At 61.6% G+C, this 13,908-nt stretch carries 12 protein-coding genes and 1 pseudogene; 11 read left to right on the top strand and 2 right to left on the bottom strand.

The features are described from left to right. Positions 1-58: 58 nt before the first annotated feature. Positions 59-694, bottom strand: a complete 636-nt coding sequence (locus tag GA0061102_RS17665; RefSeq protein ID WP_092851539.1) for a LysE family translocator — start codon at positions 692-694, stop codon at positions 59-61. A 154-nt stretch (positions 695-848) separates the two neighbouring features. On the opposite strand from GA0061102_RS17665, the gene radA reads away from it, so the two are divergent. From radA to rarD, 10 genes and pseudogenes are all read left to right on the top strand, one after another. Continuing rightward, on the top strand, positions 849-2,252 hold the full coding sequence (radA, locus tag GA0061102_RS17660; protein ID WP_092851536.1) for a DNA repair protein RadA: 1,404 nt from the start codon (positions 849-851) through the stop codon (positions 2,250-2,252). A 90-nt stretch (positions 2,253-2,342) separates the two neighbouring features. Further along, the gene (locus tag GA0061102_RS17655) at positions 2,343-2,966 is read left to right on the top strand and encodes a CvpA family protein (RefSeq protein ID WP_092851533.1); all 624 of its coding nucleotides are present in this window, start codon (positions 2,343-2,345) and stop codon (positions 2,964-2,966) included. A 163-nt stretch (positions 2,967-3,129) separates the two neighbouring features. Further along, positions 3,130-4,614 carry an amidophosphoribosyltransferase gene (purF, locus tag GA0061102_RS17650; RefSeq protein ID WP_092851529.1) on the top strand — a complete coding sequence of 495 codons (1,485 nt, stop codon included), beginning with the start codon at positions 3,130-3,132 and terminating at the stop codon, positions 4,612-4,614. 71 nt (positions 4,615-4,685) lie between these two features. Continuing rightward, complete coding sequence (locus GA0061102_RS17645; RefSeq protein ID WP_092851525.1) at positions 4,686-5,426, top strand: SDR family NAD(P)-dependent oxidoreductase; 741 nt, start codon at positions 4,686-4,688, stop codon at positions 5,424-5,426. A 224-nt stretch (positions 5,427-5,650) separates the two neighbouring features. Next, entirely contained in the window at positions 5,651-7,042 is a 1,392-nt protein-coding gene (gene cysS / locus GA0061102_RS17640) for a cysteine--tRNA ligase (protein WP_092851523.1), read from the top strand. Then, positions 7,039-7,521: a GFA family protein gene (locus GA0061102_RS17635; RefSeq protein ID WP_092851521.1), complete on the top strand. Its 483-nt coding sequence runs from the start codon at positions 7,039-7,041 to the stop codon at positions 7,519-7,521. The genes cysS and GA0061102_RS17635 overlap by 4 nt, the downstream gene beginning before the upstream one ends. Further along, positions 7,514-7,990: a GFA family protein gene (locus GA0061102_RS17630; protein ID WP_092851517.1), complete on the top strand. Its 477-nt coding sequence runs from the start codon at positions 7,514-7,516 to the stop codon at positions 7,988-7,990. The genes GA0061102_RS17635 and GA0061102_RS17630 overlap by 8 nt, the downstream gene beginning before the upstream one ends. After that, positions 7,983-8,120 (top strand): annotated as a pseudogene (locus GA0061102_RS33550) (prolyl aminopeptidase); the annotation flags it as partial. The gene GA0061102_RS17630 and the pseudogene GA0061102_RS33550, both read left to right, overlap by 8 nt. A 46-nt stretch (positions 8,121-8,166) precedes the next feature. Then, positions 8,167-9,783, top strand: a complete 1,617-nt coding sequence (gene cimA / locus GA0061102_RS17625; RefSeq protein ID WP_092851512.1) for a citramalate synthase — start codon at positions 8,167-8,169, stop codon at positions 9,781-9,783. A gap of 108 nt (positions 9,784-9,891) precedes the next feature. Beyond that, on the top strand, positions 9,892-10,803 hold the full coding sequence (rarD, locus tag GA0061102_RS17620) for an EamA family transporter RarD (RefSeq protein WP_092851509.1): 912 nt from the start codon (positions 9,892-9,894) through the stop codon (positions 10,801-10,803). A gap of 131 nt (positions 10,804-10,934) precedes the next feature. On the opposite strand, the gene GA0061102_RS17615 is transcribed toward rarD, so the two are convergent. Further along, positions 10,935-11,558 carry an LOG family protein gene (locus GA0061102_RS17615; RefSeq protein ID WP_092851641.1) on the bottom strand — a complete coding sequence of 208 codons (624 nt, stop codon included), beginning with the start codon at positions 11,556-11,558 and terminating at the stop codon, positions 10,935-10,937. 155 nt (positions 11,559-11,713) lie between these two features. On the opposite strand from GA0061102_RS17615, the gene GA0061102_RS17610 reads away from it, so the two are divergent. Continuing rightward, positions 11,714-13,729 (top strand): LysM peptidoglycan-binding domain-containing protein, encoded by a 2,016-nt coding sequence (locus GA0061102_RS17610; protein ID WP_167668009.1) that lies wholly within the window; start codon positions 11,714-11,716, stop codon positions 13,727-13,729. The last annotated feature ends 179 nt before the right edge of the window (positions 13,730-13,908 follow it).

Below are 13,908 nucleotides of genomic sequence, written 5' to 3'. Positions count from 1 at the left end.
CTGTTATTGAAGCATTTCCGCCGAGGCGGAAACCGCTACCCACTTCGTGGTCAGCGCTCTAGCGAGCGCTGATTGCCAAGCGGACGCCGAGCGCGACGAACAACGTGCCAAGGCCGCGGTCGAGCCAAAGCCCGAGGCTGCGATTGCGCCTGAGGGCCTCGGTCAGGCGACCGCCGAGAAGGATGAGCGGCGGCTCGATGAAGGCAGCAACGACGATGATCAGGCTGCCATGCAGCAAAAGCTGCGCCCAGACCGGGCCGGCGCCTTCGACGACAAACTGCGGCAGGAACGCGAGAAAGAAGATTGCGACCTTCGGGTTGAGCAACGAAACCATGATGCCTTGGCGATAGATGCGGCCAAAGGATAAGGCCTTGCCGGCCTCCTTGATCCAGGGCCCCTCACCCTTCGAGCGCAGCGCCTGTATGCCGAGCCAGATGAGATAGGCGGCACCGACCCATTTGACCGTCGAGAACGCAAGCGCCGAAGCGGCCAGGATCGCCGACAGGCCGGCAGCCGCCATCAGCACATGCAGGCATGCGCCGCTCCATATGCCGAACAGAGCCGCGAAACCGGAGCGCATGCCGCTTCGGATCGTGTGACCTAGAATAAAGGCGATGTCCGGACCCGGCGACAGATTGAGCAGCGTCGCGGCGGTCAGAAAAGCGATCCAGTGGGCAAGCGAGTAGTCGAACATCCGTCATCATCCGTAAAAAGGCCAGCATAAAGGTTCGCACGATCGCCGCTGATACGGAAATCATTAGTTTTGATAGGCCGCGAAAGACATTATCTGGCGGCCGACGCGATTCGCTGCGAAAAGCGGAGCAATTGAACTTTGAGAACAGCATTCGATGGCTAAAGCCCGTACACAATTCATCTGCCAGAACTGCGGCACGGTCCACAACCGATGGGCGGGCAAGTGCGACAGCTGCGGCGCATGGAACACCATCGTCGAGGAAGATCCCATGGGCGGGATCGGCGGCGGCCCGGCCAGGACGCCGAGGAAGGGCAAGCCCGTAACGCTGACCTCGCTTTCGGGCGAGATCGAGGAAGCGCCGCGCATCCATACCGGCATATCCGAACTTGACCGAGCCACAGGCGGCGGTTTCGTGCGCGGCTCGGCCGTTCTCGTCGGCGGCGATCCGGGCATCGGCAAATCGACGCTGCTGATGCAGGCGGCAGCGGCGCTTGCCCGCCGCGGGCACAAGATCGTCTATGTCTCCGGCGAAGAAGCTGTGGCGCAGGTTCGCCTGCGCGCGCAACGCCTGCAGGCCGCCGATACAGATGTCATGCTGGCAGCGGAAACCAATGTCGAGGACATTCTGGCGACTCTTGCCGAGGGCAAGCGGCCTGACCTCGTGATCATCGACTCCATCCAGACTTTGTGGAGCGAACTCGCCGAATCGGCACCCGGCACCGTCACGCAGGTTCGCACCGGCGTGCAGGCAATGATCCGCTTTGCCAAGCAGACCGGCGCAGCGATGGTGCTGGTCGGCCACGTCACCAAGGATGGCCAGATCGCCGGCCCGCGTGTCGTCGAGCACATGGTCGACGCAGTCCTCTATTTCGAAGGCGATCGCGGCCATCACTATCGCATCCTGCGCACGGTGAAGAATCGTTTCGGCCCGACCGATGAAATCGGCGTCTTCGAAATGTCCGACATGGGCCTGCGCGACGTGGCCAATCCGTCGGAGCTTTTTCTCGGCGAACGCAACTCCAAATCGCCGGGTGCTGCCGTGTTTGCGGGCATGGAAGGCACCCGACCGATCCTGGTCGAGGTGCAGGCATTGGTAGCAGCGACATCGCTCGGCACGCCACGACGCGCCGTGATCGGCTGGGATTCGGCGCGGCTGTCAATGATTCTCGCGGTGCTCGAAGCGCATTGCGGCGTTCGCCTCGGCCAGCACGATGTCTACCTTAATGTCGCCGGGGGCTACCGCATTTCTGAGCCGGCTGCAGACCTCGCCGTTGCCTCTGCACTGGTTTCCTCTTTGGCCGGTCTTGCCCTTCCCGCCGATTGCGTCTATTTCGGCGAAGTCAGCCTGTCGGGCGCCGTCCGGCCGGTTGCGCACACCGGCCAGCGTCTCAAGGAAGCCGAGAAGCTGGGATTTTCCGCGGCCCTTCTGCCTGCCGCTTCCGCCGACCTGCCGAAGGTCAATGGCGGACGCTGGAGCGAGATCGAAAGCCTGCCGGATTTGGTGGCGCGCATAGCCGGATCGAAGGGCGCGCTCAAGCGCGCGGAAGATGAAGACTGAGCCATACTTCAGCCGTCCTTGACGTAGAAGAGGCTCATACTGAGGCCGATGCCCGCCACATGGCGCGGCAAGTCTTGAAGTGGATTATACATGCCCATTACGATTTTCGACGGTATTGTTATCGGCGTTCTACTGTTTTCCGCCGTTCTGGCCATGGTTCGCGGCTTTTCCCGCGAAATTCTCTCGATCGTCAGCTGGGGCGGCTCCGCCGTCGCTGCTTACTATCTCTACCCTCTGCTTCTTCCCTATGCGCTGCAGTACAAGGCCGATACCAAGATCGCGACGATCGCTTCGGCCGGCGTCATCTTCCTGCTGGCGCTGATCATCATTTCCTTTATCACCATCCGGATCGCCGATTTCATCATCGACAGCCGTATCGGTGCGCTCGACCGGACGCTGGGCTTCCTGTTCGGCGCGGCTCGCGGCCTGCTGCTGATGGTTGTCGTGGTCGCCTTCTGGAACTGGCTCGTGGCACCCGCCGCCCGGCCGGGCTGGGTCAACAACGCCAAGTCGAAGCCATTCCTCGATTCGATGGTCGAGAAGCTGAAATCGGCGCTTCCCGACAACGTCCAGGCGATGCTGCCGCCCGAGATCATCAACAAGATCGCACCCAATCAGCAGCAACATGCGCAGCCTCAGGAAGGCGGCGACAACGCCACGCCGAACGATACAGCGCCCTCCGACGACGCACCGGCGCCGCAGACAAACCACTGACAAGGCGTTTACAGGCTTGACCCGCCGCGCGATAATCGCCATGTGAGCGGCATGAAAAACGAAAATCCGGCCCGATATATTTTCCGGCCGGATTTTCAGCTATTTTAATAGTCAGTCGTGACGCCGCCCGTTCCGCCCACGTTGAGAGCAAAGGCCAGCAGCCATGAACCATTCCCTCTCCATCGAGAATGATATCGACGGCGACACTCTGCACGAGGAATGTGGCGTCTTCGGCATTCTGGGGCACCCCGATGCGGCAACGCTGACGGCACTCGGCCTGCACGCCCTGCAGCATCGCGGCCAGGAAGCGGCCGGCATCGTCTCCTTCGATGGTCAGCGCTTCCATTCCGAACGGCGCATGGGCCTTGTCGGCGATCACTATACCGATCCGGCCACCCTCGCCCGCCTGCCCGGCGATCGCTCTATCGGCCATGTACGCTATTCGACGACAGGCGAAACCATCCTGCGCAACGTCCAGCCGCTGTTTGCCGAGCTGGAAGTCGGCGGCATCGCCATCGCTCACAACGGCAACTTCACCAACGGCCTGACCATGCGCCGGCAGCTGATCGCCGACGGCGCCATCTGTCAGTCGACGTCGGATACCGAAGTCGTCCTGCATCTCATCGCCCGCTCCAAGCAAGCGTCTTCTTCCGATCGCTTCATCGATGCGATCAGGCAGATGGAAGGCGGCTATTCGATGCTCGCCATGACGCGCACGAAGCTGATCGCCGCCCGCGACCCGATCGGCATCCGGCCTTTGGTCATGGGCGAACTCGACGGCAAGCCGATCTTCTGCTCGGAGACCTGTGCTCTCGATATCATCGGCGCGAAATACATCCGCGACGTCGAAAACGGCGAGGTCATCATCTGCGAGATCCAGCCGGACGGCTCAATCACCATCGACGCCCGCAAACCGGAAGTTTCCCAGCCCGAGCGCCTCTGCCTGTTCGAATATGTCTATTTCGCCCGCCCCGATTCCGTCGTCGGCGGCCGCAACGTCTATGCCGCCCGCAAGAACATGGGGATCAACCTCGCCAAGGAAGCGCCTATCGCAGCCGATCTGGTCGTGCCGGTGCCGGATGGCGGCACGCCCGCTGCCATCGGCTATGCGCAGGCGAGCGGCATTCCCTTCGAGCTCGGCATTATCCGCAACCATTATGTCGGCCGCACCTTCATCGAGCCGACGCAGCAGATCCGCGCTTTCGGCGTGAAGCTCAAGCATTCCGCCAACCGCGCCATCATAGAGGGCAAGCGTGTCGTGCTTGTTGATGATTCCATCGTGCGCGGCACGACCTCCGTGAAGATCGTGCAGATGATCCGCGATGCCGGCGCCAGCGAAGTGCATATCCGCGTCGCCAGCCCGATGATCTTCCATCCGGACTTCTACGGCATCGACACGCCGGATGCCGACAAGCTGCTCGCCAACCAGTACAACAGCCTGAAGGCCATGTGCGATTTCATCGGCGCCGATTCCCTCGAGTTCCTGTCGATCGACGGGCTCTACAGGGCTGTCGGCGGCGAGCCACGCGACAATGCGCAGCCGCAATTCACCGATCACTACTTCACCGGCGATTACCCGACGCGTCTGCTCGACCGGGAAAGCACCAGCAACGTGCGCAAGCTCTCCATGCTTGCCAGCAACGGCTGACCCGCGGTAACGGCTGACAAGGGGGCGCTTTTTCGCCCCTTTCCTCCCCATAGCATTCGGATCAAGACAGCATGAGCGTCAACCTCAAGGACAAGATCGCCCTCGTCACCGGCGCGTCGCGCGGTATCGGCCATTTCACGGCACTGGAACTCGCCAAGGCCGGCGCGCATGTGATCGCTTGCGCCCGCACGGTCGGCGGACTTGAGGAGCTGGACGACGCCATCAAGGCCGCCGGTGGGTCTGCAACGCTCGTGCCCTTCGACCTTGCCGACATGAACGCCATCGATGCGCTCGGCGGTTCGATCTTCGAACGCTGGGGCAAGCTCGATATCCTCGTTGCCAATGCCGGCGTGCTCGGCGTGATCTCGCCGATCGGCCATGTCGAGGCCAAGGTCTTCGAAAAGGTGATGACCATCAACGTCACCGCCACCTGGCGGTTGATCCGCTCCGTCGAGCCGCTGCTGATGCGCTCCGATGCGGGACGCGCCGTCATCCTTTCTTCGGCCGCCGCCCATCGCTGCCGGCCTTTCTGGGGGCCTTACTCCGCATCCAAGGCCGCCGTCGAGGCGCTGGCCCGCACCTGGGCCGGGGAGACGCAGAGCACGCCGCTGCGCATCACCAGCGTCGATCCGGGCGCCACCCGCACCGCCATGCGCGCCCAGGCCATGCCCGGCGAAGATCCGGAGACGCTGCCGCACCCCCGCGAGGTCGCCCAGGCAATCCTGCCGCTCGTCGGCCCCGATGTCACCGAAACCGGCAAGCTCTTCGTCGTGCGCGAGAACAGGCTCGTCGACTATCGGATGCCGGAATAAAAAACACCCTCTCCCCATACGGGAGAGGCCTCCTCCCCACTTGACCAAATTCTTTCGGCGCGCGATAAAGCCGCCCATGAAAACGGTTATCTGCATTAACTGCCGGAAGATTATTCGCTAGCGTTTCGCTGGCCTGGCCGTTTTCGTCTCCCAAAATCCAAGATGACAAACGTCCGGCCTGCCGGTGACGGTATTTTTTCGGATTTATGCCTTGGGAGAGTGACATGGCCGCCGAGCCGCAACTGAAGTTCTACAACACGCTGACGCGCGAAAAGGTCGAATTCCAGCCGATCGACCGCAACAATGTCCGCATGTATGTCTGCGGCCCCACGGTCTATGACTTCGCTCATATCGGCAATGCCCGCCCGGCCATCGTCTTCGACGTTCTGTTCCGGCTGCTGCGGCAGACCTATGGCGAAAGCCAAGTCACCTATGTCCGCAACATCACCGATCTCGATGACAAGATCAACGCGCGTGCGCTGCGTGATCAACCTGACCTGCCACTGAACGAGGCGATCCGGCTGGTGACGGAAAAGACCGAGCGGCAGTATCGCGAGGACACCACAGCTCTCGGCTGCCTGGAGCCGACGGTGCAGCCGCGGGCGACCGACAGTATCGCTGAGATGATTGTGATCATCGAGACGCTGATCGCCAAGGGCCATGCCTATCGGGCGGCCGGCGAAGTGCTGTTCGATACGAAGTCGATGGCCGATTACGGCCAGCTATCGAAGCGCAATCTCGATGAGCAGCAGGCGGGCGCCCGCGTTGCGGTCGACGAGCACAAGAAGAGCCCTGGCGATTTCGTGCTGTGGAAGCTGTCCGACGAGAACGAACCCGGCTGGGAAAGCCCCTGGGGCCGCGGCCGTCCGGGCTGGCATATAGAATGCTCGGCCATGAGCGGCCGCTACCTCGGCGATGTCTTCGATATTCATGGCGGCGGGCTGGATCTGATCTTCCCGCACCATGAAAATGAAATCGCCCAGTCACGTTGCGCATATGGTACGCATGCGATGGCGAATATCTGGATGCATAACGGCTTCGTGCAGGTCGAAGGCCGCAAGATGTCGAAATCGGAAGGCAATTTCGTCACCATCTACGAGCTGCTGCAGACGGACAAACTCGGTGGCCGAACATGGCCGGGCGAAGTGCTGCGGCTTGCCATGCTGATGACGCATTATCGCGAGCCGATCGACTTCTCGGTGAAGCGCCTCGAGGAAGCGGAGCGGCTGATTGCCAAATGGCCCGCGGCTGACGTTAGCGATGCCTCGCCGGATCCGACGGTTCTTTCCGCCCTCGGGGACGATCTGAACACCGTTGCCGCCATTCAGGCACTGCATGCACTGGCGCAAGCGGCCAACGCCGACGCCAGCCTCCTTCCCACCTTCGCCGCCAGCGCCAACCTTCTCGGCCTGCTGCCGAAGAAGGCGGAGGTCGACGAAGCTGTTGTCAATGAGATCGATGCCAAGGTGCGCCAACGTCTGGAGTTACTCAAAGCCAAGAACTTCGCTGAAGCCGACAAGCTTCGCGATGCACTTTTGGCTGAAGGCATTCAGTTGAAGGATGGCAAGGATCCGGCTACGGGCGAGCGAACGACGAGCTGGGAGATCAAGCGGTGAGCCTGACTTACACCGGCGGCTGCCAGTGCGGCGCGGTTCGCTTCCAAGTGCAGGGCGAATTGAAGGATGCGTCGATCTGTCATTGCCGCATGTGCCAGAAGGCCTTCGGCGCCTATTATGCGCCGCTGGTCTCGACGCGCGGCGCCGCGCTTGCATGGACACGCGGCGAGAGGAAGACGTTTCAATCGTCCAACCATGTGAAGCGCGGCTTTTGCGCAGATTGCGGAACGCCGCTGACCTATGAAGCGCCGGATGGCATTGCCGTGGCGGCAGGCGCCTTCGACGACCCTTCGAAGCTGCCGCCCGTCGTGCAATATGGCACGGAAGCCAAGATCGATTTCGTCGACCGACTGCATCTGCTGCCGGGACACAGGACGGAAGAAGATGCGGAGCAGGCACCCTTCGTGCTCGAAGTTGTGTCGTATCAGCATCCGGATCACGATACCTCAAGCTGGCCAGAGGAGAAGCGCCATGAGTGAAATCACCAGAAGCGGAGGATGCCAATGCGGCGCGGTGCGGTTCCGCATTCGTGGTCAACTCGGACGTCCGTCGATCTGCCATTGCCGCATGTGCCAGAAACAGTTCGGCAGCTTCTTCTCCGCGCTGGTGACCGCGCCGGATGAAGGCCTGGAATGGACGCGCGGCGAGCCGACCTATTTCCAATCCTCCGCCAATATCGACCGCGGCTTCTGCAGGAATTGCGGCACGCCGCTGACCTACCGTCATCCGGGCGGCGTTGAAATCGCCATCGGCGCCTTCGACGTGCGCGACGATCTTGCCCCGCAGATCCAGGTCAACCATGCCAATCGCCTGCCCTGGGTGGAGACCATCTTCGAAAAGCCCGTCCTTCAGGATCCGGATTTCTATGCCCGGCAGGAGCAGGTCATTTCCTTCCAGCATCCCGATCACGACACGGATGCCTGGCCGGCGGGTGGTCTGAAAATATGACCGGGGACTGCACAGGGCCTGGCCGAAGACGGAGTGCCGCCTGATCGAAGGCGCGGAGTACGCCTACTCGGAGCCCCGCATTCTGGATCGGCTCATCGGCGCGACCTACAAGTTTGCAGGAAAAGCCTAGAGCCGGGCACCTCAATATCAAAAGCCGGTTCGCCGGAGGAAACAGTATGACACGCGAAAAAATCTATCTCTTCGACACGACGCTCCGCGACGGCCAGCAGACGCCCGGCATCGATTTTTCGGTCGAGGACAAGATTGCCATCGCCACCATGCTGGACGAGTTCGGCCTGGATTACGTCGAAGGCGGCTATCCCGGCGCCAACCCGACCGATACGGCCTTCTTCGAACAGAAGCGCACGAAATCGGCCTCTTTCGTCGCCTTCGGCATGACCAAGCGCGCCGGTGTCTCTGCCTCCAACGATCCCGGTCTAGCCAGCCTGCTGCAGGCAAAGGCCGACGCGATCTGTTTCGTGGCCAAAAGCTGGGACTATCATGTCAAGGTCGCCCTCGGCTGCTCCAACGAGGAGAATCTCGAAAGCATCGCCGAGAGCGTCAAGGCGGCTGTGGGCGCCGGCAAGGAAGCCCTGGTCGACTGCGAACACTTCTTCGACGGCTACAAGGCCAATCCGGCCTATGCGCTTGCCTGCGCCAAGACGGCCTATGATGCGGGCGCGCGCTGGGTCGTGCTCTGCGACACCAATGGCGGTACGCAGCCGCCGGAAATCCGCGCCATCGTCGAGGCCGTCATCGCCTGCGGCGTTCCCGGCCACTGTCTTGGCATCCACGCCCATAACGACACCGGCCAAGCGGTTGCCAATTCGCTTGCCGCAGTCGAAGCCGGCGTGCGGCAGATCCAGGGCACGCTGAACGGCATCGGCGAACGCTGCGGCAATGCCAACCTGATCACGCTGATCCCGACGCTGGCGTTGAAGCGGGCCTATAGCGAACGCTTCGAAACGACGATCGATACCGAGCGGCTGGTGGGCTTGACCGGCCTTTCGCACGCCTTTGACGAGTTGCTGAACCGCTCGCCCGACCACCAGGCGCCCTATGTCGGCGCATCCGCCTTCGCGACCAAGGCCGGCATTCATGCGTCTGCGCTGCTCAAGGACCCCCGCACATACGAGCATGTGACGCCGGAAAGCGTCGGTAATTTCCGTAAGGTCATGGTTTCCGACCAAGGCGGAAAGTCGAACTTCATCAACGCGCTGAAGCGGCGCGGCATCGAGGTCGGCAAGGACGATCCCAAGCTCGATCAGCTCATCCAGATCGTCAAGGAGCGCGAAGCGACGGGCTATGCCTATGAAGGCGCGGATGCGAGCTTCGAGCTGCTGGCGCGCCGCACGCTCGGCACCATCCCCGAATTCTTTGCGATCGACGGCTTCCGCGTCATGGTCGAGCGCCGCTTCGATTCCCATGGCCGGGTGAAGATCGTCTCGGAAGCGGTGGTCAAGATCATCATCGACGGCCAGACCATCATGTCGGTTGCCGAAGGGGATGGCCCGGTCAACGCGCTCGACCTGGCGCTGCGCAAGAATTTCGGCAAGTACCAGCACGAGATCGACGATCTGGAACTGGCCGACTTCAAGGTGCGCATCCTCAACGGCGGCACCGAGGCCATAACCCGCGTCCTTATCGAGTCCACCGATAGCGACGGCGTGCGCTGGTGGACGGTCGGCGTGTCCGAAAACATCATCGATGCGTCGTTCCAGGCGCTGATGGATTCCGTCATCTACAAGCTGATGAAGAACCGGCATATGGCGGGCAAGATCGCGGCGGAGTGATCCGCCGGCTATCAAAAAGCTTGACGATGCCGTCAAGGAAATGAATTGGCCATGCGACGCGCGTTGGAGTAATCCCGTCTCAAATAACAAGGAATGACGGGAAAATTCATGGCCACCGATGCGGTCACACCGGAAATCAAGAACAACGACGGCATCCGTGGCTTCGGCTACGCGATGACGGCCTACCTCTTCTGGGGTATCCTGCCGCTCTACATGAAAGCCCTGGCGCATATTCCGGCCATGGAAGTCATCGCTCACCGCATCTTCTGGTCCGTCCCGGTTGCCGGCGCCGTGCTGCTGGCCCTTGGCGGCATGCGTGACGTGAGGGCGGCGTTTCGCAATCCGCGCACGATTGCCATGGCGTCGCTGACCGCGACGCTCGTCACGATCAATTGGGGAACCTATGTCTGGGCGATCGGCGCCGGACATTCACTGGATGCGGCGCTCGGCTACTTCATCAATCCGCTGTTCAGCATCGCGCTCGGCGCCCTACTCCTGAAGGAAAGACTGGCGCCGGTGCAGATCGTCGCGATCGGCCTTGCCGCGGTTGCGGTCGTCATCCTGACCATCAAAGCCGGCACCCTGCCCTGGGTCGCGCTGTCGCTGACCTTCTCCTGGGGCTTCTACGCCTTTTTCCGCAAGACGCTGCCCGTCGGCGCCAATCAGGGCTTCTTCATCGAGGTGCTGCTGCTCTGCATTCCCGCAACGCTCTATATCATCTACCTGGAGATGCGCGGCGAAGGCCATCTGTATCAGACCGGCCTGTCGGATACCGCCCTTCTCCTTGGCTGCGGGCTGGTGACGGCGCTGCCGCTGATGATTTTTGCGAACGGCGCAAAGCTCCTCAGATTGTCGACCATCGGCATCATGCAGTACATCGTGCCGACGATGGTCTTCCTGATTGCCGTCTTCCTGTTCAAGGAACCCTTCGGATCGACGCAGATGATCGCTTTTTCGCTGATCTGGGCCGGGCTCGTGCTCTACAGCTGGTCGATGCTGCGTCAGAGCAAAGACCGCTAACGGACCGATATGGTTATCAAATCGCTAAAGCGCATCGCGATCTTTCAGAGTCGCTTCGCGCGCTCGGCTGTTTAGTTCTGCACATGTCGTTATCGCAAGACCGCTGCACGGTTCTGCGCGACATGTATTAATCAGAGTTTGGAAATGACGGCTTCTTCGCCGCCGCGGTCGCCGCGCGCCTCAGCGGCGTGCTTGCGGATGGCCGGGATGATATCGTCCACCTTGTCGATGACCAGCGGCTGGACGCGATGGGCCGTGTGAACAAAGCCCTCTTCCGTCATGTGACGGATGAGTTCCATCATCGGGTCCCAGAAGCCGTTGATATTGGCGAAGACCATCGGCTTCTCATGACGGCCGAGTTGACCCCAGGTCATGATCTCGACGATCTCCTCCAGCGTGCCGATGCCGCCCGGCATCGCCACGAAAGCATCTGCGCGCTCGAACATGCCGTGTTTGCGCGCATGCATATCAGGCGTTATGATGAGCTCGTCCAATTGACCGAGCGAATGGCGCGTCGCTTCCATATCGACGAGAAACTCCGGGATGATGCCGGTGACCTGGCCGCCATGTGAGAGCACGCCGCTTGCGACAGCGCCCATGATGCCCTTGGTCCCGCCGCCATAGATCAGGCGCAAGCCGTTCTCGGCTATGCTTTTGCCCAGCTCGCGGCCGGCAGCCATGTAGGAAGAATCGCGCCCCGGCCTTGAGCCGCAATAAACGCAGATGGATCGAATTGGCGCAGAATCGTCAGTCATGAAAGCAAACAACTATGCTGCAGATGCTCAGTCAAGAATTTTCGAAGGAAAACTTGTGCCCGAACATGCGAAAATGGCTGAGAAAGCTTGTAAAAGCAGGCGAAATCGCTAGCAATTTCAGGAGTTGCGACGACTGCGCCGCGTGGAGATGAATGATGATGAAGAACCGTGCCGGTTGGCTGGCTCTGTTGGTGTTGGTAATTGCCACCGTGTTGATGGTCTTTTTCGTGATGCCGCGCATCAACGGCAGCAAGAACCCGATCGGCGATGTCGTCAATCAAGCCGGCAATACGGTGAAAAACACCATCGAGGAGAATGCGCAGAAGGCTGGCGAGACGGCGCAGAAGTCGACCCAGGCAACGCAGAATGCCGTATCGAATGCGGTCAATACCGCTGATCTTGCCAAGAAGCTGACCGATCTGACCGGCGCGGCGGCAACATCGCTCGTCGATCTCAAGGCGCTGTTCAAGGATGGCAGCACGCCGAGCCAGGATGTTTTCGCGGCCGCGAAGACGAAGGCGATCACGGCACTGCAATCGATCGCCGCCTTTGCGCTTCCCGAGGGAACCGATGCCACGGCAACGGGCCTCGTGAAGAAGGTGCAGGACGGCGCAGGCAAGGCGCTTGCCATTGTTCAATCCCTGCCCGACAACGCAGCCGACGCAAGCAGCGCGATCGACAAGGCATTGGCGGCGCTGACCGGCCAAACGGCACCGCAGACCGCGGCAGCAAGGTCTTCCATCCCTTCATTTGACGTGCTGCGCGTGGAACCGAACGGCTCCACCGTGATTGCCGGCACGGCCGAACCGAATGCCAAGCTTGAGATCGTCGACGGCGAAAAGGTCGTTACCACGATCAAGGTCGGCCCCAGCGGCGACTTCGCTGCCGTGCTCGACAACCCTTTGCCGCCCGGCGATCATGAGCTGGTGCTGCGCGCCACCGGCAAGGACGGCAAGGTCGTCAACTCCGAGGATGTCGCCACCATCTCGGTGCCGAAAGACGATTCCACACAGCTTCTTGCCATGGTCTCGAAGCCGGGCGCTGCGAGCCGCATCATTGCCGCGCCCTCGGCCAAGCAGAGCCGCGTAACCTCCGCTGAAGAGAACGCACCGGCAGCCAACGCTCAGGGCAATGCTGCATCGGCCTCCGACGCCAAGACGCAGCAACAGGGTTCAGTCGTTGCATCCGCAAACCCTGCCGTCACTACGAAGACGGACGAACAGCCGGAAGTCATGGTCAATGCCGTTGAAATCGAAGGAGACCATATCTTCGTCGCCGGCACCACGAGGCCGAATGCCACTGTACGCGGCTATGCCGACGACAAGCTGATCGGTGAGGCCGCTGCCGGCGCAGACGGCCATTTCGTCGTCGACGGCGTGATGCCTCTCAGCGTTGGCGACCACAAGATCCGCGTCGACGTGCTCGATGATGCAGGAAAGGTCATCGTGCGCGCCAACGTCAACTTCACGCGTCCGGAGGGCAACCAGGTGACGGTTGCCGCGCAGACGCCGGCCGCCAACGCGCAAACGCAATCGGCATCAGCGAACATGGTGCCGCTGGACGAAGGCGAACTTGCCAAGCTGAGGGAAAGTGCCGGCAGGGCCTTCGCGCTGCTGAAGGGTCTCTTCACCGACGGCAAACAGCCGAATGCGGAACAGCTTGCCGCCGCCCGGTCCGGCACCGAAATCGCGCTGAAATCGCTTTCGGAGTTCCGCCCGTCGATCAATGCGACTGCCGAGCTGAAGAAGGCCGCGGCCGACGCCGGAAGGGCTGCCGCCAAGGCGCTGAGCGCGCTGCAGGCTCTGCCGAGGGATGCAAAATCGGTCGGAGCTGCACTGCCTGGCCTCGAAGAATTGATCGCGGCGGTCACCGCGCCAGCACAGCCGAACACGGAGGTCTCGTCCAAGGATAACGCCCCGAAGACGCTGGAGCAGGCGCCGCTGGCGCAGGATGCCAATGCGGTGATCATCCGTCGCGGCGATACGCTCTGGCAGATTTCACGCCGCATCTATGGCGCCGGCGTGCGCTACACGACGATCTATCTTGCCAACGAGGACAAGATCAACAATCCGGACCGAATCCTGCCTGGACAGGTGTTCGGCCTGCCAAAGGACGCGCTGCCGAATGCCGAGGAGCTGCACCGCAAGCGGCTTTCGGGCGAACACCTCTAGGCTGCACACCATTCCTCGATAAGATTATGCACCGGCCGGGCGCGACCAACGCCTGGCCGATGCTTTTATGCGGGATAAAAATAGTATAAGCGTCGCACAACCCTCATCGCCTTCACGCAACGGCCGTACCTCTATGCGTGGAGGCTTTTCCAGCCGGACCAACCCAGCGGGTGTCAACG

The sequence above is a fragment of the Martinezella miluonensis genome (assembly GCF_900094545.1).
Lineage (GTDB): Bacteria > Pseudomonadota > Alphaproteobacteria > Rhizobiales > Rhizobiaceae > Rhizobium > Rhizobium miluonense.
Note: the sequence above shows the minus strand (reverse complement) of the source record. Positions and strands in the feature narration are given on the sequence as shown.